This is a genomic window from Hafnia alvei (assembly GCF_900095695.1).
Lineage (GTDB): Bacteria > Pseudomonadota > Gammaproteobacteria > Enterobacterales > Enterobacteriaceae > Hafnia > Hafnia alvei_B.
Genome location: NZ_FMIQ01000081.1, coordinates 64,301 through 87,897, shown reverse-complemented (window position 1 = coordinate 87,897; position 23,597 = coordinate 64,301). Strand labels below are relative to the sequence as shown.

Genomic DNA, 23,597 nt, shown 5'->3' with positions numbered 1-23,597 from the left:
TCGTATGAAAAAGTATATTTTTTTATTGTCTTTGGTTTTATTCTCCTCCTATTCACTTTCTGCCGTTGAAGTGAGTAAAAGTCAAACAACTACGTTACATAAAGTCGGCCATGTGTCTATACATGGTGATACGACAATTCTTTCCCCTGAGGATGCAAGAAATGCGCTTAATGCCAAGGTTGATAAAACGGGGGCGCGATACTATTACATCGTTGCACTGGGAACCGCTGGTGATTCTAGCGTATACAATGTCGATGCCATTATTTATAACTAACGCTTTACAGTTTGAGTATTTTATCTAAAACGTCGTATCAAGTGCGAACCCTAAATTTTTTCAAATAACTATCGTTCGCACTTAATGCTACTTTAGCGCACCTTACCTCATCATCTTTTAACTTATTTCAACTGCTTGCGCTACGTGAAATCTGAGCATTTAGCAGTAGGATTACCGGCCAGATTTCGTCAGTTGAAACCTATATAAAGCAGACAAAAAAGCCCAGCGTCACTTGCTAGGCTTTTCATTTTGCGTTTTACGGCTGATCTCGTTTTAACGAAACTGTTACGACATGTCAGATAGCTAAACCAATACGCGTTCCAATGCGTCGAGATCGTTTGAACTGAGCAATAGCTTAATCTTCTCAATCTCTGCTTCAGGTCTGCTATAAATATTCAACGCTAAAATCCGAACAATATCTGCGTCAGAGAACCGGTACCTAATCAGCTTTGCCGGATTGCCACCAACAATGGCATACGGTGGAACATCTTTGGTTACGACGCTTCCCGCAGCAATAATGGCACCCTCGCCCACGTTAACGCCGGGCATCAGCATACTGCGCATTCCTAACCAACATGCATCGCCAAGAACGGTGTCGCCTTTGTGTTGATAGGTGTGGTATATCGTTTCCATGAAGGGATAGAGATTTATAAAATCAGTGCGGTGATTGTGATTCCCACCCATTAAGATCACGCATTCTGCGGCTATGCAGACATAATCACCAATCAGCAGTTTATCTATATACCCTAAGGGTTCCCAATTTTGGCTAACAGCGTCACCGTGCAGATACCGAACCACCGAGCGTTCAAATCCGCCGTCCCAGTAATCGCTGTAATAACTGTGGGTACTTTTAACAATGATATTCGGGTTGGTTACCGAGAGGTGCAACAGCTCGGTCTTTGACCAATGTTTTTCTTTCATGACTCGTCCTTTTCTATATAAGAGCCACGGAACGATTTTATTTCGTGGCAGTAATTACTCGTTCAGATAATTACTGTCATTAGAGATTCGAGGGTGTTTTAGCAGAGGTAAATGTGGAAGGTTCATACCTGATTTCCTTACGGCAAGTTCGGTCAAATAGTATCGAACATACCGTATTGTGTAAATGTTGAAGCTAAACATGGGCTCACTGTGAGATAAATTTTTCGCAAATAGGCCACCAATGAATATAAAAAAAGCCCACAGACGTGGGCTTTCAGCATATTAAAAATCTTAACGGAACGGTGGTTCGTTGAAGGTGCGCAGCTTACGCGAATGGAGCTTATCGCCTTCGGCTCTCAATAAATCAATCGCGCGAATACCGATTTGCAAATGCTCGGATATTGCGCCTTCATAGAAATGGTTGGCTTGGCCCGGCAGTTTAATTTCACCATGCAATGGCTTATCTGATACGCACAACAGCGTGCCGTAAGGAACGCGGAAACGATAGCCTTGCGCGGCAATTGTTGCGCTCTCCATGTCTACCGCCACCGCACGGCTTAAACTAAAACGCAGCGCCGATGCGGAGAAACGTAGCTCCCAGTTGCGATCGTCAGACGTCACCACGGTACCGGTACGAAGTCGCTGTTTCACCTCTTCTCCCGGCATTCCGCTTACGGCCTTGGTGGCATCATATAATGCACGCTGTACTTCAGCGATGCTTGGGATCGGAATATCAGGCGGCAAAACGGCGTCTAACACGTGATCATCACGTAAATAAGCATGCGCCAACACATAATCGCCGATGGCTTGGCTTTCACGCAGCCCACCACAGTGGCCAATCATTAACCAGACGTGTGGTCTGATAACGGCCAGATGATCGCAGATCGTTTTCGCATTTGAAGGGCCCACCCCGATGTTAACCAGCGTGATCCCCTGACCTGTCGATGAAATCAGGTGGTAGGCTGGCATCTGGTGTTTCTTCCACGCCAAATCAGAAGTGGTTTTCTCTGGGTCGGCCGTTTCAGCGGTGATATAGCTGCCACCGGCGCAGGACAACGCCTCGTAAGGGCTATTCGGATCAAGAATTTGCTCGCATGCCCAACTAACAAACTCATCAACATAGCGACTGTAGTTAGTAAAAAGAATATAGGGCTGAATATGTTCGGCTGGCGTACCGGTATAGTGTTTGAGGCGTGCCAGAGAGAAATCGGTGCGTAGCGCGTCAAAGTGTGACAGCGGGAAGACATCACTCCCCGTTTCTAAACCATCGGTGATCCCATCGCCAATTTTGGCCAGATCCGTGGTTGGAAAATGCTGCGCTAATCCTGCCGTCATGGTTCTATCCAGAATAAGATCAGAACCATCAATAACAAACGGATACGGCATTTCTTGTTGTGACGGTGTCACTTCAAAGCTCGCGCCGTATTCGGTTTCTAATAATGCTAGCTGCTCCGCTAAATATTCTCGAAATAGTGCTGGGCGGGCAACCGTCGTGCTGTATTGGCCTGTTCGAGAAAAACGCCCATAGGCTCGTGTTCTTAGGTGTTCGCGAAATTTCCCATCCCAACTAACGCTCAGCTGCGGGTAAGAAAACAGTCCTTTGGCCCTTTCTCCTACGTCTGGCAATTTCCCCTCATGGATATAATCGCTGATGGCGGTACGCAGTGCGGACAGCGCTGACTCATACAGTAATTCAAGTCGATCAAGTGCTTCGGATGCCGTGAGATGCATAGTCTCTTGTGATTTATTCAAAATATCCCCTTAATGACTCGAAAAGCGCAGGTTTAACAGTATGGTCTACTCGTAAATTTTTGCTTATCGCTGATATTATTCAGCGGGTTCATTATGCAGCAACCAGCGCCGCATGAGATCGGCTAATTGCTGCCTTTCGGTCGCTGTAAGCGGTTCAAGGATCTCTTTTTCATTCTGAACGTGATGTTCTAGCGCCCGATCTATCACATTCAGGCCCTCTTCTGTCAGCCCTATTTTGCAGCTGCGTTTATCATGCGCATTCGGCTGCTTGAACACCAATCCCCGCGATTCCAGCCGTTCGAGGCGCACCGACATGGCACCGGAAGAGAGCATGACCGTTTGATAGAGGTCGGTTGGCGTTATCAATTCTCCGCTTCTGCGTAGCGTAGCCAAAATATCAAATTCGATGGTGTCTAAACCGTGTTGCTCATAAACGCAGGTGACTTTGCCCGATAACAGCTGCCCCATACGCGCCATTCGGCCAATAATCCCCATCGGAGAACAGTCGAGGTCTGGTCGCTCGCGCTGCCACTGCGCGATAATTTTATCTACGTGATCTTGTGTCATCGCTCCTCCACGATATCTTTTTAAAAAGATACTTGTTTTATTTTTATTTCGCTACTAACTTGTCTTTTACAAAAGTAACTTTTCAAAAAGATAAATATGAACATACTCATCGCTTTTATGGTTCCGCTGCTGTGGGGAAGTACCTACGCCGTTGTTGGCTACTTCCTGCAAGACATCCCGCCGGTCTGGATTGCGGTTTTCCGCGCCCTGCCTGCCGGTATTTTACTGTTGCTGATCCACCCCACCAAGTCACCGTTAAAATGGAGCCGAATGTTTGCAATAAGCATTTGTAACATATCTCTTTTCTTTGTGCTTTTGTTTATTGCCGCGCATCGATTACCCGGCTCTGTGGCTGGCACATTGGGCGCAACGCTGCCGTTGATGGTGTTGCTGTTACAGTGGATTCAGGAGGGAAAAAAACCGGCGTTATCTAAGCTTGGACTCGCAGTATTAGGGCTGGTTGGCGTGATGTTACTGCTGAATCCTTCGGCTAATTTAGACATTATCGGCGTGGCTGCGGCGTTGTTGGGCACGTTATTGATGGCGCAAACGTCTCTGTGGATCTCACGTTGGCCCACCAACGACCAGCTTGGTCTTGCGGCCTGGCAGCTATTCCTTGGCGGTATTCTTTTATTGCCCTTTGCATTCATGTTTGCGGGAATACCCGCTCTACCTACCCCAAAAACCTGGGTTGGCCTAACGTGGTTAGTGGTGTGTAACACCGCATTTGCCTACTGGTGCTGGACACGTTCGGTGACGCTTCTTGGCCCGCATACCATGTCAATGATATCGCTGTTTAACCCTGTTACCGCAGTCTTACTCGGTTTTATCATCCTGAGCGAACGGCTTTCTGTCGTTCAATGGAGCGGTATTATCCTGATCTTCTTGTCGATATTGCTGATGAAAACGATAAAGGCCAAGCCCGCAGCCGTCTAGCAACCGGTGTCCTATCGCGCTGTTGTTATCAATGGCTCTATATTTATTGCCTGTAACACAAATGCCATATGAAAATGCTATACCTAAAGAGTAATCATTTATTCCTCTCTGAGGTGTCTTATGAATACTTTCGGGCTAACGCGTACCTTTGCAGGAATTTTGATTGTCGACTGCTGCCACTGTGCGCAATACGATCATATTGAAGAGAGCTTCCAGCTTGCGGTGCAGAAATACAGTTTTCTGGTGCGCCCGGGAGAACATATCGACGGCAAAGAATGGGTGCGCAGAATTGAGCAGAGAGATCCGCCGCAAAATGTTGAGCATATGCTGAATGCGATTCTGGCCGTCATGCACCAAAATCCAGAGGTTAAACACGAGTGTGTTTATTACTGAGCCAGACAAACTTATTAATGCCTATCAATTAAGGAGCTTTATCACTAAAGCTCCTTTCTCGCTGTATTAACCGTTTTTTTAACTTATTTTTTTCGCCAGCATGGTGGCGAAGCGCATTTTAATGCGGTTGCCGTCGGCATCAACCCGATGCAGCTCCCCTACATCTTCGTTGTATTTTGCAAACTCCCAACCGCTGTAATAGTTGCGCAGCTCGTCGGGCTTGAAGGTGAATGAAAACGGAACGTTGCAAGGATAATCAGGGCTATCTACCGCGGCCACAATCAGGTTGTAACCGCCGATGCGGGTGCTGTCTTGCATGTTACGAATAATGGCCGGAATTTCTGGTCGCCCCAGGAACATAAACACCACCGTTGAAAGAATGAAATCATACTCTCCACTGAAGCGATGGGTATTGAGGTCAACTTGCTCTGCCGTAATGTTTTTTAGCCCCTCAGCCTGAATAATGTCATTCAGGCTGTTGATGCTCATGACGTTTTTGTCCCACGCGGTAACGTTAAACCCTTTCAGGTTCAGATACAGCGAGTTGCGACCACGGCCACAGCCAAGATCTAATGCATTCCCAACAGGAACGATCTTAGCGGCATTCACTACCTCAGAGTGCGTCGACGTCAGTTCATATTTCTTCGTGAAGTAATCGCTGTCGCGTGTCATGTGAGTTGTTTCAGAATTCATTAGCGTGTCCATATCAATTACCAGAATTAATCGGGTAATTATCCCTTATTCCACCCACAAATGCTTCCCTGCACGTCAGTGGATTTTGCCGCTTGCGGTAATCAGAGCTTTACAGCATCCGGTTTTTTGGCCGTTGGACGTTTAGCGCCTCCTATCGTTTCACCAAAAGGACCGGTGTTAATGCTCTGAGCACGCTGCGCTGGCGTGTGATTTAAGGTCAGCAACGGCATCACCAGTTCGGCAAAACGATGGGCTTCTTCTAGGTGCGGATACCCAGACAGAATGAAATTATCGATGCCCAGCGCTTGGTATTCAGCAATGCGGTCGGCAACCTGCTGCGGATTTCCAACCAGCGCGGTGCCCGCGCCGCCGCGAACCAATCCCACACCGGCCCACAGATTGGGGCCAATTTTCAAACTGTCTCGAGAGCCGTTATGCAGCTCACTCATGCGTTTTTGCCCCGATGAGTCCATACGGGCGAAAATTTTCTGCGCGGCGGCAATGGTTTCATCGTCCACATGGCTAATCAGTTTTTCCGCGGCAGCCCATGCTTCCTCTTCGGTTTCGCGCACAATAACGTGTAGACGGATACCATATTTCAGCGTTCGCCCTTCTTGTTCAGCGCGCTGGCGTACGGTCGCGAGTTTTTCAGCCACCAAATCTAGCGGCTCTCCCCACGTAAGATAGGTATCAATTTGGCTGGCAGCAACGTCGATAGCTTCAGGCGATGAACCGCCAAAATAGAGCGGAGGGCCATCTTGTTGAACGGGTGGAAACAACAATTCCGCGCCTTCAACCTGAATATGCTCTCCGGAATAGTCGACTTTTTCACCTTGCAGCAATTTTTTGTACACGTGCAAAAATTCATTCGTGACGTTGTAACGTTCAGCGTGACTCAGGAATATACCGTCACCTTTGTTTTCAACCGGATCGCCACCGGTGACAACATTAATCAGCAGCCGCCCTTCAGAAAGCCGGTCGAGCGTTGAAGCCATGCGCGCAGCCAAGCTGGGCGGTTGCAATCCGGGACGCACCGCGACTAAAAACCGTAGGCGTTTCGTCATGGGCGCTAATGCCGCCGCGACAAGCCATGAATCTTCACAGCTTTTCCCCGTTGGAATCAATACGCCGTAGTAGCCAAGATAATCTGCCGCTACCGCAATTTGTTGTAAATATTGAAGATCAACGGAGCGTCCTCCCTCAGCGGTACCCAAATAGCGGCCATCGCCATGGGTTGGAAGGAACCAAAAAACGTTAATGCCAGATTGATGCTGTTCGCTCATTATGCTTTTCCTTTATAACCATATTTAAAGAATATCTATTGAAATAACTTCTTTGGTTATAAATCTTTCTGCACAAGATATGCCAACATGCTTGGTTTTTATTTATCATTAAAATCAATTAATTATGACAAATTCGGTTTCTCAGGCTTGCTGCAAATGCAACAGCATCGGCACCTAAGCTGCTGCATTTGCAGCAGAACGCGGTTTGCTGCATCTCGCCGCCAGAGCATCGATGAGATATGTTCGATTGCATCACGCATTCATTATGGAAATGAGTTATGCCGTTGCCGTTACTTTCATCACAGCCGGTGTTGGTCGACCCCGCCTCTATCGCGTTTAAAAACGTGCTGGATAAACTTGCGCCCACCGATGCCACCGTGCTGATCGTTGGGGAAACCGGAACCGGCAAAGAAGTCGTGGCCCGCTATCTTCACCATCATAGCCTACGCAACGATCGGCCTTTCTTGGCGGTTAACTGCGGTGCATTAAGTGAAAGTCTGGCCGAAGCCGAGTTATTTGGGCATGAGAAAGGCGCGTTTACCGGGGCGCTAAATCGGCATCAGGGCTGGTTTGAAGCCGCTGAGGGTGGGACGTTATTGCTGGATGAAATTGGCGAACTTAGCCTGTCGTTGCAGGTCAAGCTGTTGCGCGTGCTGCAAGAGCGAGAAATCACCCGCGTGGGTTCTCGAACGCCGATTCCTATCAACGTTCGTGTTATTGCAGCCACGCACGTTGACTTAGCCGATGCGATTAAAGAGCGCCGCTTTCGTGAAGATCTCTATTATCGCCTCAACGTTGCCGCAGTCACGTTGCCGCCTCTACGCCAGCGTCCACAGGATATCCCTGCGCTGGCGCAGCATTTTCTAGCTTTATATGCCAACCGTTTAGGGCGACCGCAGCTCACCTTAGCGGATAATACGCTCAAGGCGTTAGCCGACTACCGCTGGCCCGGCAATGTGCGAGAGCTCGAAAATACGCTGCACAACGCGGTGCTGCTCAGCCAAGAACAACAGATACTCCCCCATGAATTAAAACTCGCACCGCTTAAAAGTGACGCCGTCACTAATATCGACGCTAATGATGAGAATGAAATTGCCCTTTTTATTCGCTCGCAGCTTGAAAAAGAGACGCCAAAGCTGTTTCAGCAAATCACGGATGCGCTGATACATCATGCGTTTAGTATGAACAATAACAACCAGCAACAAACCGCCGCTATGTTGGGCATCAGTCGCAATACGTTACGCACTCATCTTGCGAATCAAGGGCTTATCAAATCACGGAGAAAAGAGACTTTATCGCCGCGCAGCCACGCTGCGTTTGAGGACGTAACAGCCGAGCGCGAGCTGCGCATTGGCTATCAAAAGTTCGGTAATTTAGGCATGCTCAAAGCTCGACAGAGTCTTGAGAAACGACTGACGCAATGGGGTGTAAGTGTGCTGTGGAGCGAGTTCCCCGCAGGTCCCCAGTTGCTGCACGCGCTGCATAATAATGAGATCGATTTCGGTGCCACGGGCGAAGTTCCCCCTGTATTGGCTCAGGCGCAAAATAGCTCGCTTATCTATGTCGCCTACGAACCGCCGTCTCCCCACAGCGTAGCAATGGTGGTTGCTCAAGACAGTTCTATTCATCACTGTTCAGATCTACGCGGAAAACGTATTGCGGTGAATCGCGGTTCAAACGTGCACTATCTGTTGCTGCAAATGTTGGATGAACATGGGTTAACCCTCGACGACGTGCGCGTGAGCTATACGCCGCTACGATATCCCCTGACTCCGTCAGACTTTCATTCTGTGGATGCGTGGATGATGTGGGATCCCTTGCTGAGCGATGCTCAGATTTCCGGCGATATGCGCATTATTGAAGATGGTCACGGCAAGGTACTCAATCAGCAATTTTATCTCTCGCGCCGCGATTTTGCCCAACGTTCAGCCGATCTGATCAAGATTGTCTTGGATGAGCTTAAACAGACCGGGATGTTTATTGCGGCCGAGCCAGAAAAAGCCGCGCAATTATTGTCGCAAGAATTAGGCCTGCCGCAGGCTTCACTGGCGCTGGCATTATCTCGCCGTCAACATGAGCCGCGTGCCATTAATAGAACCGTGATACGCGATCAGCAAACCATCGCCGACCGGTTTTATGCGTTAGGCTTGATGCCGAAAGCAATAAGCATACGCGATGCCGTTTGGAATGAGGGATTAGCTTAACATCCCCGTTTTGATGGGGATGTTAAGCCGAATGAATAACCAAGCTATACGTTGAACTGTCCTACCGCGCCGACTAAATCGTTGGCCTGCGACAACAGCGCACCGGAGGCCGCCGTCGATTCCTCTACTAACGCGGCGTTTTGCTGCACCATGGTATCAAGATGGGTAACGGCTTTATTGATTTCATTGATACCGCGCATTTGTTCATCGGCGGCGTTGGTGATCTCCGACATTATCGTTGTGACGGCGGAAACGCTGGTCACGATATCCGTCATGGTTTCACTGGTTTGACGCACCTGCGTTGAGCCGGAAGCGACGCTGCGCACCGTCGACTCAATCAGAGATTTAATCTCTTTAGCCGCTTGCGCGCTGCGCTGCGCCAGAGTTCGCACTTCACCAGCCACAACGGCAAACCCGCGTCCTTGCTCACCCGCTCGAGCCGCTTCCACGGCGGCGTTTAGCGCCAGAATATTGGTTTGGAAAGCAATGCCGTCAATGACGCCGGTAATGTCACCAATTTTGCCGGAGGCGGTTTCAATCGATTGCATGGTGCTGATCACTTTGGCAATCGCCTCACCACCGCGAGAGGCATCCGCAGAGGCTGAATGAACCGCGTTGTTTGCCTGTTTCGCGGCGCCTGCCGACTGCGCCACCGTGGAAGAGATTTGCTCCAACGCTGCGGACGTTTGCTGCAGATTGGCCGCCGCAGATTCGGTTCTGCTGGAGAGATCTTGGTTTCCTGATGCAATTTCATTGGCCGCAACGCGCACGGACTCACTGCTGCTACGGATAGACTTCATCACGTCGCTAAGCTTATCAATGAAGCGGTTAAACGAACCGGCAATTTGTGAAACCTCGTCTTTGCCGTTGGTTGGCAAGCGCTGGGTCAAATCTGCCGTGCCTGAGCTGATGGCATCCATCGCATCGCGAATTTTAATCAGCGGTGTTAGCGCGCGCTGGGCAATGATGCCGATAATCACGGCGGCGGCGACGATCAATACCAACAGCGTCACCAATGACGTGGTCAGCAACGAACGCATTCCTGCCGTGGCCTCGGTTTTATCCATTGCCACCACGGTAAACCACGGCGTTCCGGCAACCGGCTGTGCCAGCAACAGTTTGGCGCTGCCGTTAACGTCATATTCAATCGGTGAACGAGCATTCAGCAAACGGGACAATTCTAGGTTAGGTGCAATGTCAGATAACGGCTTGAGGGTCAGCGATTCATCGGGATGCGCCATAATGTTGCCAGCCGCATCAATGAGCATGCCAAAGCTGTTTTCCGTTGGATGTATAGAACGCACGTTTTCAATCACGCTGTCCATGGTCACATCCCCTTCCACCACGCCTTTTAGAATGCCATTTTCGATATGCGGTGCGGCAAACGTGACCACCATTTTCTTGGTGTTAGCGTCAACATAAGGCTCAGTGACTATGGGTTTACCCGCTTTTACGGCTTGGATATACCAAGGTCGCGTAGTGGGATCATAACCTTCGGGAACGCTGTTAGGCACCGATGAAATATCGATCTTATTAGGATAACCAATATCAATCCCCATGAAGTTGCCGCCGTTGGCGGTTTGCACCATCAGTGGCATTGGGTCAGGAGAGGTAACATGCGGCGTAAGGGATGCAACCAACCGGCTTTTGCTTGCCACCCAATCGGAAATTGCGCGGTTGTGGCTGGAGGAAACGGCCTCAAGCGTGCTATCAATTGCGCTATTATTGTATTTATTCGCAATTGAGTAATTAAGATAGGTGTTGATACAAAGAGAGCAAATAACAATGGCGGTAGAAGCTGCCAGAATACGTGAACGGATAGAGTCGAACATGATAGCTTGCCCTGATTAGAAGAGAGATATGCCAGACTTATGTTTTTTATTGAAACAGCACACTAGATAACGGCTTGAATAAATAAAACTTGAGTTATTTACGCTATAAATAAATTAATGACTATTTATCAGATAGCTAAGTAGTTGATATCTTTGTCTTGATGTCATTGGCCTAGGCGCTATAAATTGTGACCAATTCGCAGTATGCTAGTCCCAGCAAAGTTCCCCTGTTTTCCTAACCTTAGTAAGTGCCATGAACCCAACTCCTGTCTCCCGTAAAACCGCATGGTTAAGAGTGGTTACGCTTGCCGTTGCCGCCTTTATTTTTAATACCACTGAATTTGTTCCCGTTGGCTTGCTTTCAGACATCGCGGCCAGTTTCTCAATGAGCACCGCGCAGGTCGGCCTGATGCTGACGATTTATGCTTGGGTTGTTGGGCTGATGTCACTGCCGTTCATGCTGATGACCAGCCAAATGGAGCGGCGCGGGTTATTGGTGAAGATCTTCATCCTGTTTATCGCCAGCCATGCACTTTCGGTGGTGGCGTGGAATTTCTGGATCCTCGTTCTTTCGCGTATCGGCATTGCATTGGCCCACGCGGTGTTTTGGTCAATTACCGCATCGCTGGCTATTCGTTTAGCCCCAGCAGGTAAGAAAGCGCAGGCGTTGAGTTTATTAGCCACGGGCACGGCCTTGGCGATGGTGCTTGGGCTGCCGCTTGGCCGCATTATCGGGCAGTATTTAGGCTGGCGAACCACGTTTATGGTGATTGGCATTGTGGCTACCATGACGCTGATTTGTGTCATTAAGCTATTACCTAAACTTCCTAGCGAGCATTCAGGCTCACTGAAAAGCATTCCAATCTTAATGAAGCGCCCGGCGTTGCTGTGTCTATACGCACTCACCGTCGTGGTGGTCACAGCGCACTACACGGCATACAGCTATATTGAGCCGTTTATTCAGAGCGTTGCGCTGATGAGTCAAGGCTTCGCCACTATGCTGTTGCTGGTGCTCGGGGCCGCAGGGATCATCGGCAGCGTACTGTTTAGCATGCTAGGAAATAAGCACCCTGCCACGCTGATCATTGGTGCCATTGTGCTGCTGGCATTGAGCTTAGTTTTATTGCTTCCTGCTGCATCAAGCCCAATGTGGATTGCTTTACTGTGTGTCGTGTGGGGGATCGCCATCATGACGATTGGCCTTGGCATGCAGGTGAAAGTCTTGGCAATGGCGCCGGATGCCACTGACGTGGCCATGTCGCTCTATTCTGGCATCTTTAATATCGGCATTGGCGCAGGTGCGTTACTGGGAAATCAGGTGAGTATTCATTTAAGCATGGCAAATATTGGTTATATCGGCGCTATTCTGGCACTGGTTTCTCTGATGTGGTGCGTCTTTATTTTCCGCCGCTATGCAGAGATCTTGGCAAAAGGTTATTAACCTGCGAGGAAATATGATTCTATCGGCCTTGAAAAACAAAAACTATGCATCTGCATTAGATGCCGCTATCGCGCAATTAGTTATCGAGCCGGACTCCGCGTTAATGCACTACTATGCGGCATGGGCCTGTGATGGTTTGGGGCAAGAGAATCGCGCGATCCCTTATTATGAAAAAGCGATTGCCTTAGGATTGCCTGAGGCTGATTTAAAGGAAGCCTATCTTGGACTCGGTAGCACCTATCGCGTGACCGGACACTATCAGCAATCGTTGGATTTGCTTACGCGTGCAACCGCCGAATTTCCTGATGATAAAGCATTACAGGTGTTTTATGCCTTGGCTAAATACAGCGTGGGCGATGCTAAAAGCGCCCTGCGTGATACCCTATTACTGCTCACCAGCACCACACAGGATGATTCCATTTTAGCCTTTCGCAAAGCCATTGATTTTTATGCACAAGACTTAGATTTCATCAGCGATTAGCGTGTTTTTTGAGTCTCAGGCTTTATGTGTGTCGCAGTACCATAATTATTGAGTATAAAACTCTCTAGCATAGTCGCAAAACAATGATGAACTTCCTGCGTCGGATGCACATGGTCATTATAAATATATTGCGGCCTGATATTTAACTTGGGATCTTTTTCATCAAGACGATGAATGTAGCCATGCTCAGTATAGGCATGGTTTGTATCATAACCAATCTCATGGGCGACTTTCGTTATTTTGTTAAACGCTGAGAATGTATCAAAATACAAAACAGTACTTTTTGGATATACTTTGTTCAATTCCTCAACTTTACTTTGCAATAATGCGTTATGGGCTACCGTCGCGTCTTTCATTATCTCTTTATCACCAGATATTTTTGCGCTAGGCGTAGCGGATAAATCGGACAATCCCATAATAAGAATATTTTTAACCCCGCGAGATAATATTTTTTCAATATCGTGAATTTGTTGTTCAACCACTGTCACTACATTACTTTTATGCAGTGTGATGTAATCATTTGCGCCTAATAAGAAAATAGCCAGATCCTTATTTGACGGTGAGTAGGATTTCATTTGCTTATCTAAATTTGATAAGAAATCCCCGACAACGTTAAAACATGAATAGCTTGCCGAAGTACTTCCTCCCTCAGAAAAATTAATAATCTCTTTTTTTAAAAATGAAGGGGATGAAAGAAAATCGCTCCAGACAAATCCATTAGTAAATCTTCCTTCATAATATTGACTATAGGAAGGAAAGATGCGGTGTGTTTTTTCAAACATTCTGCCTTTTGAGTCAGAGAGGCTATCGCCAAACACGATCAGCCTATCTATATTATCTAAAGAGTTTTTGGTATCAATAGGATATAACTTGAGTATTTCCTTGGCTAGCCTGAAGGATGACGCTGTATCCGTGTATGTTTCACTCTGGATTGCTTCAGGAGCAGAGACCTTAACGGCGTGCAGTACTCCACCATTTTTCTCGCGGATAGTATATTCATTTAAGGCGCAGTTACTGTCGATATGAAGCTGCCCTTTCCACCCAGGAGATATTAAGCTCGATAGTTTGGTAAAAATATCCTTAATTTCTTCTGGAGCCAAATGGAGTTCATCGTGATGTGACATTTTATAAATACATTCTCTGGCCTCTTCCTGATGGGTAGAGCAGAAAAACTCTTTAACTCCGGCCCATAAATTCGTTTCAGGAAGATTTGTATTGTGCTGGGTATTAATCATCCTTTCGGTATTTACATTAGCGGTATTAAAACTATTTTCAATATTGAGAGACATATAACCACCTTGATCACATAAACGACTCATTAAACTCATAACGAAGCGAGCCAGTAATCAGGTTAACACCCTATCATTTTTTCTTGGCTGTACTGTGAATAACTTACTTTATTACAGCTCACCGAAGCTACCTAGGATAACGCCATTTTAGCCTTTCGCCGCTATTTGCATCTGACATTCCAACATGGCGCACTCAATCGCCTTAGCCAGTTTTTGTAAGCCTTGATCGACTTTATCGCTATAAGGCAGTCCGTAATTTAATCGCAAACAATTTCGATATTTCCCCGACGCAGAGAACAGTGAGCCAATGACAAACTGCACTTTGGCTTCGCTGAGTTCGAGGCTTAAACGCACGGAGTCAAAATGTTCAGGGAGCTCAATCCACATAATGAATCCACCCTGCGGGCGGCTAACGCATATGCCACAGGGAAAGTACTCTCTCACTCGACAGGTAAATTTCTCGAGATTCTGCTGATAATATTTGCGCATGCGGCGCAGATGAGTTTGATACCCCCCGGACTTGATAAACTCCGCAATGGCTAACTGCGGATGGGAAGCTGATGCGCCGGTTCCGGTGTATTTCATGTAGACCACGCGATCAAAATAGCGCCCTGGTGCAATCCAACCAACGCGAAGCCCCGGAGCAACCGTTTTAGAGAAGGAGCTGCACAGCAATACGCGGCCATCGGTATCCAGTGATTTAATGGTGATCGGGCGAGGATACTCAAAGGCTAAATCGCCATACACATCGTCTTCAATAATGGCGATATCGTAGCATTGCGCCAGCGACAATAATTCCCGCTTGCGTTGCTCAGGCATGATAAATCCCAGCGGATTATTGCAGTTAGGCACCAACATCACTGCTTTAATCGGCCACTGCTCAAGCGCCAATTTTAAGGCTTCAACGCTAATACCGGTGCTTGAGTCAGTCGGAATTTCGATCACTTTTATTTTGGAACCACGCAGCTTTTGCATGATCCCATGAAACGCAGGTGATTCCACCGCCACGATATCGCCCTCCTGACACGCCGCACGTATTGCCACGATCAGCGCCTCATGACAACCATGGGTGATGATGATATCAGCAGGGTTTAAATGACACCCCGAATCAATGGCCAAGCGCGCAACCTGTTCCCGCAGGGCCTGAGAACCATACACAGGATCGTAATTTAATACTCGGCTGTCTTGCGCCTGCATAAGTCGAGTCATCGCTTTCCATAACGGTGCCATTGTGGGCTGGCACATATCCGGCGAACCGCTGCCGAAAGGAATAGCATCGTTATCGGGTTCTTCATTAAGGCGATCGAGAACACACCCCCACTGCGTTATTTCAACCGGACGTTGGGCGGGTCGGCTGATCGCCGGCGCGGGCGGCGTGTGTTTGCGGGGGGTAACATAATATCCCGACCGTGGCTGCGGCGTGATGAGCTGTCTATCTTCAAGCAAATGATAGGCCTGTTGCACGGTGCTGATGCTGACGGCATGTTCCTCACTCAGCGTGCGAACCGAGGGCAAGCGCTCTCCGCTTTGATACAGCCCAGCTTCAATTCGATGTGCTAATAAATCGGCGAGATGCTGATAGCGCGTCATGGTTGCCCTTCTCTATCATTGCTTAAGATCGTTATTCGCTAAAATTTCAGGCGAAAACCAGTACAGTTGGCCACGATTTTGACCATTCAGATCGCATAATGCGCAATCTGTATGTTAAATAAAAGTTATTTTTGTATCTGTGATGTGTGCTGGCTTCGCGCAATGATATTGGTATCGAAACCGCGAGGAGTAGCATGATGGGATATGACGAAAACCAAGCCAAAAAACCGTTTTTACAGTCGCCGTTTTATCTGTTTTTCATGGGGCTGTACCAACATTGGCAAACGTGGCGTATGCGGAGAAAAGCGTATAACGATTTACATCGTATGAGTGCGCAGCAGCTGAAAGATATTGGCCTATCCTGCGCGGATATTGACCATATAACCCGCCAGAGAAAATAGTTATCAAAAAAGCCTCTCCGGTGGGTGGAGAGGCTCTTATCAAGGTTCTATGGAACGCAGCCCAATTTAGCGCAAATAGCTAGCGACGAGCTTTAGTTTTAGGCGCGGTCGCTGACTTGCGCGGCAACGTTTTCAGCAATTCGTCAGGCGTTACCGATGCCACGACGCTGCCAGCCAGCGGCATTTTCAGAATGTGGTTTTTGATTTTGCCAATCACGTGCATTTCGCACGGTTTGCAATCGAACTTCAGCGTTAGCACTTCATCCTGATGCACCAGCTGCATCGGTGACGCTCGCCCTTTCACACCCTGCACGCCTTTGGCCTGTTTAGGGCATAGGTTGAAGGCAAAGCGCAGGCAGTGCTTGGTGATCATCACCGGAACATCGCCTTTCTCTTCGTGCGCCTCGTAGGCCGCATCAATCAACTGCACGCCATAGCGCTGATAGAACTCACGCGCTTTATGGTTATATACGTTAGCTAAAAACGTCAGGTGTGTTTCGGGGTAAACCGGCGCTGGCTCTGAAACCGCTTTACGGCTGCCACGCTGATAGGCATGCAAACGCGCTTCGGTCAGCATGTCTATGGTGTCGCGGCGCAGCTGATTGAGTAAGCCATTAGGCACGAAATACGCCGCTGGCAGGTTAATCTCAATGCCCTCAGAGAAATAGATACTCTGCCCTAGTTTAGCCAGACCATCGTGCAAATTATTGAAGGCTTTCTCAGGCTGTTTGGCAATCTCAAAGCAGCCTTCCAGCGTTTGGGTAACGCTAACGCCGTCTGCCGTAGTGGCCGTTAACATCAGCTGATTTTCATTTCCACTCAGGCGTAGTTTGACGCCAATTCGACGCTCGCTTGAGGTTTTCAGCAACGCCTGTTGCCAGTTATGATCCAGATTGCGATTTAACGGATGATGCGGACGCACATTTTTCAGCGCATCCAGCATTTCGTTTGGCCATACCCGGAAGCTATTGGCGGCAATCTTTTCCACTTTACTGGCGCGGAAGCCGACAATATCACGCTTAATCAATACGTTCAGACCATCGCCATTGGTCAATGGCTCCGTTACGCTCACATCGACGTGATCTTTCCCGACCTTCAGCACTTCGCCAATAGGCAAACCCACAAATTTCGGTGAATCGAATGCGCCGATGTCCATTTGACGCTGGTTAACAAAATAGTCGGTGCTGCCGCGATGGAAAGTTTTATCAGGCGACGGGACAAAAAAGTGCTCGGTGCGCCCCATTGACGCCGGAGCCAGCTCTGGCCTTGCTGTCATAATGGCATCAAGGTGTTGGCGATAGTAAGCCGTGATGTTTTTCACATAGCTCATATCCTTATAGCGCCCTTCAATTTTGAATGAGCGCACGCCGGCATCAATTAATGCGATCAGGTTTTGGCTTTGATCGTTGTCTTTCATCGACAGAAGATGTTTTTCGTAAGCGACAACGCGGCCCTGATCGTCTTTAAGCGTATAAGGCAAGCGGCATGCCTGCGAGCAATCGCCCCGGTTCGCACTGCGGCCGGTTTGGGCATGCGAGATATAGCACTGGCCGGAATAAGCCACGCATAGTGCACCGTGAATAAAAAATTCAACCGTGGCGTCAATGTTATCGCTGATGGCTTTAATTTGATTCAGGTTGAGCTCGCGGGCTAAAACGATTTGCGAAAAGCCGACGTCAGATAAAAACTTGGCTTTTTCAACGCTACGAATATCGGTTTGAGTGCTGGCATGTAGCTCAATCGGCGGGATATCCAATTCGAGAATACCCAAATCCTGAACGATAAGGGCATCCACGCCGGCTTCATAAAGCTGATGGATCAAACGTTCCGCCGGTTTCAGTTCATCGTCATGCAGAATGGTGTTTAGCGTAACAAAAACCTTTGCCGCATACCGATGGGCAAACCCCACCAATTCAGCGATGTCGCTAAGCGAGTTGCCTGCATTATGGCGTGCGCCAAAGTCAGGGCCGCCGATATAAACAGCATCTGCGCCGTGTAGAATTGCCTCGCGAGCAATAGCAACATCGCGTGCGGGACTTAATAATTCAATTTTGTTTTTATGAGTAATTTTAGGCAAAACATCGCTTCGTAGCATGAATAAACCGTCTTAGTGAAAAGGCGAAAACGTGGCTATTGTAGTCGGGAATTCGCACATCACAAGAAATCCCCGCTCACAATGTGTGATTTATTCAGCTTAAGCGCCGCGAACCACCAACCAAACGGTATGAAAACCACATTCAGGATCTTCAACGCGGTGCTCTACCACGCTGAATTGGTGCTGATGAAGCAGGCTTATATACTCTGTTGGACTTGTCGGAAGATTTCACCAAGAACGGTGCAGTGCAAATTGGCGGACAGCTGGCGGATGACTTTTCACCATTGCTTAAAGCTGAAGGGGCGAAAATCACCCTCTTTCGCGATGAGATAATTAATGTTGATGGAGTATCCTCAAGAAATATCATCGCGGGTGGGTGTCCTGAAACCATTTTGAATATACTCAAGCCCATCGACCACACCATCCTAAAGTGGCTCAGAGAAACATCCTCAGCTGGTGCCTGATATATCTGCCCTCGAATGTCTCTGCAAATCCGACTCCATAAATGCTGGGGTCGAATTTGCAATAACGTCTTAGTGCAGTTTCTTTGCATCAACGGCCAATTTTACCACCTTTCCTACCACTAAAGCTGGGTAGCATCCATGATTCAGCTCTCTACTGAAAAGCTCACGACCATCAGGGCTAGCTCGGGCCATCATGGACGTGGAGCGTGCAATTTTATGGGCAACGCGGTGAGATCAGAAAACGCTACCGCGAGGGGCAGGAAGATCAACTGGGTGCACTGGGGCTGGTCACTAACGCAGTGGTACTGTGGAACACGGTTTTATGCAGGAAGCACTGAGCTGGATACTCGGTAATGGAGAATAAACCAGGGATGAGGATATCGCCCGGTTATTTCAACTGATGCAGGGGCATATCAATATGCTGGGGCATTATACGTTCATGTTATCGGATGACATTTTAAATGGAGATCTGAGAGTATTAAACTTCATTTGAAACAATGGACTATCTCCTTAACGTACGTTTTCGTTCCATTGGTCCTCAAACCCCGTGACATTGAATCCCTGCCGAATAAAGTAACCCGCAATGGGCTCTCCGGTGCCACAGCCAATATCCAGAATATGACCATTGGCCGGAAGCAAAGCGAGAAACCGTTCTAGCCAAGGAATTTCACTGCACGGCAAATCCCCCTGAGAACCATTACGCTGGGAGTCCCAGAACGCGGAATTTTGCTGGTATAACGGAATAATGTTGTCTGCAGGAGACGTCATAACGGCCCTTACCGATGATCTTTGCCCATCGCGAAGTCATGTGTTGTGAACAAAATCTTAAGCGAACACACAATCTAAAATCAAAAATTAACTAAGCATTGCTGAAATAAGGCTAAGCAACTGCTTTACATAAAGCGTTAATACTTATTACTATCCGATTACATTATTACGTTAATTATATCTTTATCGAATTAAGAGTTCGTGGTGCGGCATAAGCTTAATGCAAGAGAAATAACCAAACGTAATAAGTCATAACCCAATATCTAGCGTTATTTAAATTTTCATATATTCAATATGCGGGTTGCCATTGCCTAAATTTTGGATAAGAACCACAAGGAATAATATATGCCCGTATTAACGCCTGATGAAAATAAATACCAAACCAATTCGGCGGTATTTCCAGCCAAAATAATGACCACTGAGCGCGAGGCGATAGAAGCCGCCAAGCTGGTAGCAAAGTTTGCCGCAGAAGAGGCTCAGCACCGCGACCAGCACCGCGTATTACCGCACGCGGCGCTCGATTTGTTCACGCATAGCGGCCTTGGTAGCATTACTGTGCCGAAGAAATTTGGTGGGCCTCAGCTCTCCTTTACCACCGTTGCCGAGGTATTTCGTCTTATTTCTGCCGTTGATCCGGCGCTTGGTCAAATACCACAAAATCACTTTGGCATTTTGCAACTATTAAGTATTACGGCCTCAGAAGAACAATTAAAACGGTTGTATGGTTCTGTTCTCGCGGGGTGGCGAATTGGCAATGGCGGCCCTGAACGTGGTACGAAAGATACTTTAGACATGCGCACGCGTCTGACCAAAACCACTGCGGGTTTAGTTTTAAACGGTGAGAAATTTTATTCTACCGGTGCATTGTTTGCTCATTGGGTGGCAATTAAAGCTATCGATGATAACCAACAACCGGTAATCACTTTTATTCCTCAACACACGGAAGGTCTGCACATCGTCGATGATTGGTCAGGTATGGGACAACGCACTACCGCCAGCGGAACGATTAAGCTGCATAACGTGTTAGTTGCCCCAGAGAACGTGATCGCCCTCGCCCCTATTTCACAGCAGCCCAATATCCAAGGCGCCGTTTCTCAACTTATTCAGGCGGCTATCGACGCAGGTATCGCCCACGGTGCCTTAGAAGAAGCCAAATCATTTGTGCGCGAACGCTCACGCCCTTGGATTGATGCCAACGTAGAACGTAACAGCGACGACCTTTATATCATTGCCGACGTTGGCCGCTTAACTATCGAACTGAATGCCGCCAACGCCCTGTTGAAACGAGCCGCGAGTATCTTGGATCAAACGCAATCCGCGCCAATAACGGCAGAAAGCGCCGCTTTTGCCTCGATTGCGGTGGCAGAAGCCAAAGTCTTGACCACGGATATTGCCCTCGCGGCCAGTGAAAAACTGTTTGAGTGGGCGGGTAGTCGCTCGACGCTGGCCGAATTTGGTTTAGATCGTCACTGGCGTAACGCGCGCACCCATACGCTGCACGATCCGGTGCGCTGGAAGTTTCACGCCATTGGTCAGTATCGCCTCAACGGTATCTTCCCTGCCCGCCACTCTTGGATTTAATTCGACCATAGGATGATTTTGCTATGACAACACACGTGCTGCCGCAAACGCCTGCGGCCAGATTAGAAACTACAGACCAAATATTGGCACTCACACAACGCTTAGCCGAGTCATTTGCCCTCGAATCGGCGCTGCGTGACCGGGAACGACGCCTTCCAGATAGTGAACTGCATACGCTTTTCAGCAGTGGTTTAGGCGGTATTACCGTGCCCGCTCAATTCGGCGGCGCCGATGTGTCCTGTGCCACACTGGCACAGGTGGTAAGCCGTTTGGCTCAGGCCGACGGCTCTATTGGTCAAGTGCCGCAAAATCATTTTTATGCCTTGGAAGTTTTGCGTATCAATGGCACTGCGGCACAGCAGCAACGGCTCTATCAAGAAGTCTTAGACGGCGTGCATCTGGGTAATGCCTTGGCTGAGTTTGGCACACCGAATGCCCATACGCGTCGTACTCATCTGCATCGCAGCGGCGGTAAATTGCTACTTTCTGGGCGCAAATTTTATGCCACCGGCGCAATTTATGCCCAGCGTATTCCGGTTCTGGCTCTGGGAGAAGACGGCAACGAAGTGCTGATTTTCTTACCTAGAGAGACTGAAGGGCTGACCATTATTGATGACTGGTCAGGTTTCGGTCAGCGCACCACCGGCAGCGGGACGGTGTTGCTCAATAATTGTGAGGTTGATATTGAAGACGTGGTGCCTTTCCACACCGCATTTGAGCGTCCAACCACCGTTGGTCCATTTGCACAGCTTCTGCATGCCGCCATCGATCAAGGCATCGCTCGCGCGGCGTATGAAGATATGCTGGCGTTTGTGCGTGAACATGGGCGCCCGTGGATTGACTCGGGGATGAGTGCCGCCACTGACGACCCTTTAACGCTGGAGCGCATCGGACGTATCTCCGCTCGTCTGAGCGCGGGTGATGCGCTGTTGGAAATTGCTGGTTTATCGGTTGATACCGCCCAGCATAACCCAACGGCGGATAGCGTGGCGCAGGCCTCCATCGATGTTGCACAGGCGCGTGCTTATACCACTGAGGCGGCGCTGGCGGCCAGTAACCTTCTCTTTGAGCTAGGCGGGAGCCGTTCCACGCTGCGCGAATATAACCTCGATCGCCATTGGCGTAATGCGCGTACCCATACCCTGCACGATCCAGTGCGCTGGAAATACCATGCGGTTGGGAATTTCTATCTCAATGGGCAACGCCCACCGCGCCGAGGCACAATCTGATGAGCCAGCCGAAAAAACAGATCTTGATGAATGCCTTCAACATGAACTGCGTTGGGCATATTCATCACGGTATGTGGACGCATCCCGAGGATCGCTCTACTGATTTTAATAGCCTGAGCTATTGGCTTGATTTGGCGAAACTGCTCGAACGCGGTTTGTTTGACGGCCTGTTTATTGCCGATATCGTGGGCGTTTACGACGTATACCAGCAGGGTATTGGTTTAACGGCGCGGGAGTCGATTCAACTGCCGGTGAATGATCCCATGCTGTTGGTGCCCGCCATGGCGAGCGTCACGCAACATTTGGGATTTGGTGTCACCGCCAATCTTAGCTACGAACAGCCCTATTTATTCGCACGCCGTATGTCCACGCTTGACCATCTGACCCAAGGACGCGCCGGATGGAATATTGTGACCGGTTATCTCGACAGCGCTGCGCGGGCGATGGGGCAAACTCAGCAGATCCCGCATGACCGCCGCTACGACATGGCTGATGAATACCTTGACGTGCTTTACCAGCTTTGGGAAGGCAGTTGGCAAGAGGATGCGTTGCTGGCCGATCGCCAAAACCGAGTCTATGCAAACAGCGATAAAATTCACTGTATTCAACATCATGGTGAATTCTTCGACGTTGAAGGTTATCACCTCACCTCGCCATCACCGCAGCGCACCCCGCTGCTTTATCAAGCGGGAAGTTCCAAACGCGGTATTCAATTCGCGGCTCGCCATGCGGAATGCACCTTTGTAAATGGCGCTACGCCGCAGGCGATGAAAGCTCAGGTCAATACGCTGCGCCATGCCGCTATTGCGGCGGGCCGTCGCGCAGATTCACTAAAAGTGTTCATGGGCGTGGGCGTTATCGTGGCTAAAACCGAGGCTGAAGCGAAAGAAAAGCACCAGGAATACCTGCGCTATGCTAGCCCTGAAGCCGGATTGGCGCATTTCTCCAGCTCAACCGGTATCGATTTGGCTTCGTTTGATTTGGATGAACCTATCGTGGCAGGAAACGTTGAGGCTATCGAGTCGGTGACCAAGGCTTTCAGCGGCTGGACTAAACGTCGCCTGCTTGAACAACATGCGCTAGGGGCGCGTTATTGGCTCGCCGTCACAGGTCGCGGATGCATTGCAGGTGTGGATTGATGAGGCCGACGTGGATGGTTTTAACCTCACGCGCATCGTTAATCCGGGCAGCTACCGCGACTTCATCGATTTAGTGGTGCCCGAGCTGCAATCACGCGGCGTCTACAAAACCAAGTATGCCGAAGGCGCGCTGCGCCACAAACTTTTTGGCCAAGGTGCGCAGCTTAATTCATTGCACCCAGCCGCGAAACGACGTTATCAACCGCAGCCTTTGCAAGCTTTTGCAGGTTAAAACAAGCAGCTTAATTTTGGTATTTACAGGGG

Annotated in this window: 20 protein-coding genes and 2 pseudogenes; 12 read left to right on the top strand and 10 right to left on the bottom strand. The window is 48.9% G+C overall.

The window, feature by feature from the left end; all coding sequences use genetic code 11:
- The first annotated feature begins 4 nt into the window (after positions 1-4).
- Positions 5-274: a YdgH/BhsA/McbA-like domain containing protein gene (locus BN1044_RS21630; RefSeq protein WP_072310414.1), complete on the top strand. Its 270-nt coding sequence runs from the start codon at positions 5-7 to the stop codon at positions 272-274.
- 303 nt (positions 275-577) lie between these two features.
- Here the strand turns inward: BN1044_RS21630 and BN1044_RS21625 are convergent, their stop codons facing one another.
- The 3 genes from BN1044_RS21625 to BN1044_RS21615 all read right to left on the bottom strand — a co-directional run bounded on the left by BN1044_RS21625 (position 578) and on the right by BN1044_RS21615 (position 3,514).
- Positions 578-1,195: a CatB-related O-acetyltransferase gene (locus tag BN1044_RS21625; protein WP_072310413.1), complete on the bottom strand. Its 618-nt coding sequence runs from the start codon at positions 1,193-1,195 to the stop codon at positions 578-580.
- 291 nt (positions 1,196-1,486) lie between these two features.
- Positions 1,487-2,947, bottom strand: a complete 1,461-nt coding sequence (locus BN1044_RS21620) for an AMP nucleosidase (RefSeq protein ID WP_072310412.1) — start codon at positions 2,945-2,947, stop codon at positions 1,487-1,489.
- A 75-nt stretch (positions 2,948-3,022) separates the two neighbouring features.
- Positions 3,023-3,514, bottom strand: coding sequence for a MarR family winged helix-turn-helix transcriptional regulator (locus BN1044_RS21615; protein ID WP_072310411.1), 492 nt, complete (start codon positions 3,512-3,514; stop codon positions 3,023-3,025).
- A 96-nt stretch (positions 3,515-3,610) separates the two neighbouring features.
- Here BN1044_RS21615 and BN1044_RS21610 point away from each other — a divergent pair, with 96 nt between their 5' ends.
- Positions 3,611-4,450, top strand: a complete 840-nt coding sequence (locus BN1044_RS21610; protein WP_072310410.1) for a DMT family transporter — start codon at positions 3,611-3,613, stop codon at positions 4,448-4,450.
- 120 nt (positions 4,451-4,570) lie between these two features.
- On the top strand, positions 4,571-4,843 hold the full coding sequence (locus BN1044_RS21605) for a hypothetical protein (protein ID WP_072310409.1): 273 nt from the start codon (positions 4,571-4,573) through the stop codon (positions 4,841-4,843).
- Positions 4,844-4,921: 78 nt separating this feature from the next.
- On the opposite strand, the gene tehB is transcribed toward BN1044_RS21605, so the two are convergent.
- The gene (gene tehB / locus BN1044_RS21600) at positions 4,922-5,536 is read right to left on the bottom strand and encodes a tellurite resistance methyltransferase TehB (protein ID WP_072310455.1); all 615 of its coding nucleotides are present in this window, start codon (positions 5,534-5,536) and stop codon (positions 4,922-4,924) included.
- Positions 5,537-5,637: 101 nt separating this feature from the next.
- Positions 5,638-6,819 (bottom strand): FMNH2-dependent alkanesulfonate monooxygenase, encoded by a 1,182-nt coding sequence (gene ssuD, locus BN1044_RS21595; protein WP_072310408.1) that lies wholly within the window; start codon positions 6,817-6,819, stop codon positions 5,638-5,640.
- A 278-nt stretch (positions 6,820-7,097) separates the two neighbouring features.
- Here ssuD and BN1044_RS21590 point away from each other — a divergent pair, with 278 nt between their 5' ends.
- Positions 7,098-9,023 carry an aliphatic sulfonate ABC transporter substrate-binding protein gene (locus BN1044_RS21590; RefSeq protein ID WP_072310407.1) on the top strand — a complete coding sequence of 642 codons (1,926 nt, stop codon included), beginning with the start codon at positions 7,098-7,100 and terminating at the stop codon, positions 9,021-9,023.
- A 44-nt stretch (positions 9,024-9,067) separates the two neighbouring features.
- Here the strand turns inward: BN1044_RS21590 and BN1044_RS21585 are convergent, their stop codons facing one another.
- On the bottom strand, positions 9,068-10,855 hold the full coding sequence (locus BN1044_RS21585; protein ID WP_072310406.1) for a methyl-accepting chemotaxis protein: 1,788 nt from the start codon (positions 10,853-10,855) through the stop codon (positions 9,068-9,070).
- Between the two features lie 253 nt (positions 10,856-11,108).
- On the opposite strand from BN1044_RS21585, the gene BN1044_RS21580 reads away from it, so the two are divergent.
- Positions 11,109-12,296 carry a sugar transporter gene (locus BN1044_RS21580; RefSeq protein WP_072310405.1) on the top strand — a complete coding sequence of 396 codons (1,188 nt, stop codon included), beginning with the start codon at positions 11,109-11,111 and terminating at the stop codon, positions 12,294-12,296.
- 13 nt (positions 12,297-12,309) lie between these two features.
- On the top strand, positions 12,310-12,777 hold the full coding sequence (locus tag BN1044_RS21575; protein ID WP_072310404.1) for a tetratricopeptide repeat protein: 468 nt from the start codon (positions 12,310-12,312) through the stop codon (positions 12,775-12,777).
- On the opposite strand, the gene BN1044_RS21570 is transcribed toward BN1044_RS21575, so the two are convergent.
- Positions 12,774-14,066: a type III secretion system effector gene (locus BN1044_RS21570; protein ID WP_072310403.1), complete on the bottom strand. Its 1,293-nt coding sequence runs from the start codon at positions 14,064-14,066 to the stop codon at positions 12,774-12,776. The genes BN1044_RS21575 and BN1044_RS21570 overlap by 4 nt on opposite strands.
- Positions 14,067-14,213: 147 nt before the next feature.
- Positions 14,214-15,656, bottom strand: coding sequence for an aminotransferase-like domain-containing protein (locus tag BN1044_RS21565; protein WP_072310402.1), 1,443 nt, complete (start codon positions 15,654-15,656; stop codon positions 14,214-14,216).
- 194 nt (positions 15,657-15,850) lie between these two features.
- Between BN1044_RS21565 and BN1044_RS21560 the strand changes: the two genes are divergently transcribed.
- A complete protein-coding gene (locus BN1044_RS21560; RefSeq protein WP_081329644.1) occupies positions 15,851-16,057 on the top strand; it encodes a DUF1127 domain-containing protein in 207 nt (68 codons plus the stop codon).
- A gap of 79 nt (positions 16,058-16,136) precedes the next feature.
- Here BN1044_RS21560 and BN1044_RS21555 read toward each other — a convergent pair whose 3' ends face one another.
- The gene (locus BN1044_RS21555) at positions 16,137-18,152 is read right to left on the bottom strand and encodes a peptidase U32 family protein (protein ID WP_072310400.1); all 2,016 of its coding nucleotides are present in this window, start codon (positions 18,150-18,152) and stop codon (positions 16,137-16,139) included.
- A 209-nt stretch (positions 18,153-18,361) separates the two neighbouring features.
- Between BN1044_RS21555 and BN1044_RS21550 the strand changes: the two genes are divergently transcribed.
- On the top strand, positions 18,362-18,616 hold the full coding sequence (locus BN1044_RS21550) for a hypothetical protein (protein WP_072310399.1): 255 nt from the start codon (positions 18,362-18,364) through the stop codon (positions 18,614-18,616).
- Between the two features lie 199 nt (positions 18,617-18,815).
- Positions 18,816-19,109, top strand: a pseudogene (locus tag BN1044_RS23185) (Tn3 family transposase); the annotation flags it as partial.
- Positions 19,110-19,126: 17 nt separating this feature from the next.
- On the opposite strand, the gene BN1044_RS21535 reads toward BN1044_RS23185, so the two are convergent.
- Positions 19,127-19,384 carry a class I SAM-dependent methyltransferase gene (locus BN1044_RS21535; protein ID WP_072310397.1) on the bottom strand — a complete coding sequence of 86 codons (258 nt, stop codon included), beginning with the start codon at positions 19,382-19,384 and terminating at the stop codon, positions 19,127-19,129.
- 411 nt (positions 19,385-19,795) lie between these two features.
- Between BN1044_RS21535 and BN1044_RS21530 the strand changes: the two genes are divergently transcribed.
- The 3 genes and pseudogenes from BN1044_RS21530 to BN1044_RS21520 all read left to right on the top strand — a co-directional run bounded on the left by BN1044_RS21530 (position 19,796) and on the right by BN1044_RS21520 (position 23,565).
- Positions 19,796-20,965, top strand: a complete 1,170-nt coding sequence (locus BN1044_RS21530) for an SfnB family sulfur acquisition oxidoreductase (RefSeq protein ID WP_247650384.1) — start codon at positions 19,796-19,798, stop codon at positions 20,963-20,965.
- Between the two features lie 23 nt (positions 20,966-20,988).
- Positions 20,989-22,194, top strand: a complete 1,206-nt coding sequence (locus BN1044_RS21525; protein WP_072310395.1) for an SfnB family sulfur acquisition oxidoreductase — start codon at positions 20,989-20,991, stop codon at positions 22,192-22,194.
- Positions 22,194-23,565 (top strand): annotated as a pseudogene (locus BN1044_RS21520) (LLM class flavin-dependent oxidoreductase). The gene BN1044_RS21525 and the pseudogene BN1044_RS21520 overlap by 1 nt, the downstream one beginning before the upstream one ends.
- Positions 23,566-23,597 lie beyond the last annotated feature (32 nt).

Bases quoted from the DNA above. Each gene is read 5' to 3' on its own strand.
- BN1044_RS21630 (WP_072310414.1), top strand. From the start codon at position 5: ATGAAAAAGTATATTTTTTTATTGTCTTTGGTTTTATTCTCCTCCTAT.
- BN1044_RS21625 (WP_072310413.1), bottom strand. From the start codon at position 1,195: ATGAAAGAAAAACATTGGTCAAAGACCGAGCTGTTGCACCTCTCGGTA.
- BN1044_RS21615 (WP_072310411.1), bottom strand. From the start codon at position 3,514: ATGACACAAGATCACGTAGATAAAATTATCGCGCAGTGGCAGCGCGAG.
- BN1044_RS21610 (WP_072310410.1), top strand. From the start codon at position 3,611: ATGAACATACTCATCGCTTTTATGGTTCCGCTGCTGTGGGGAAGTACC.
- BN1044_RS21605 (WP_072310409.1), top strand. From the start codon at position 4,571: ATGAATACTTTCGGGCTAACGCGTACCTTTGCAGGAATTTTGATTGTC.
- tehB (WP_072310455.1), bottom strand. From the start codon at position 5,536: ATGAATTCTGAAACAACTCACATGACACGCGACAGCGATTACTTCACG.
- ssuD (WP_072310408.1), bottom strand. From the start codon at position 6,819: ATGAGCGAACAGCATCAATCTGGCATTAACGTTTTTTGGTTCCTTCCA.
- BN1044_RS21590 (WP_072310407.1), top strand. From the start codon at position 7,098: ATGCCGTTGCCGTTACTTTCATCACAGCCGGTGTTGGTCGACCCCGCC.
- BN1044_RS21585 (WP_072310406.1), bottom strand. From the start codon at position 10,855: ATGTTCGACTCTATCCGTTCACGTATTCTGGCAGCTTCTACCGCCATT.
- BN1044_RS21580 (WP_072310405.1), top strand. From the start codon at position 11,109: ATGAACCCAACTCCTGTCTCCCGTAAAACCGCATGGTTAAGAGTGGTT.
- BN1044_RS21575 (WP_072310404.1), top strand. From the start codon at position 12,310: ATGATTCTATCGGCCTTGAAAAACAAAAACTATGCATCTGCATTAGAT.
- BN1044_RS21570 (WP_072310403.1), bottom strand. From the start codon at position 14,066: ATGTCTCTCAATATTGAAAATAGTTTTAATACCGCTAATGTAAATACC.
- BN1044_RS21565 (WP_072310402.1), bottom strand. From the start codon at position 15,656: ATGACGCGCTATCAGCATCTCGCCGATTTATTAGCACATCGAATTGAA.
- BN1044_RS21560 (WP_081329644.1), top strand. From the start codon at position 15,851: ATGATGGGATATGACGAAAACCAAGCCAAAAAACCGTTTTTACAGTCG.
- BN1044_RS21555 (WP_072310400.1), bottom strand. From the start codon at position 18,152: ATGCTACGAAGCGATGTTTTGCCTAAAATTACTCATAAAAACAAAATT.
- BN1044_RS21535 (WP_072310397.1), bottom strand. From the start codon at position 19,384: ATGACGTCTCCTGCAGACAACATTATTCCGTTATACCAGCAAAATTCC.
- BN1044_RS21530 (WP_247650384.1), top strand. From the start codon at position 19,796: ATGACCACTGAGCGCGAGGCGATAGAAGCCGCCAAGCTGGTAGCAAAG.
- BN1044_RS21525 (WP_072310395.1), top strand. From the start codon at position 20,989: ATGACAACACACGTGCTGCCGCAAACGCCTGCGGCCAGATTAGAAACT.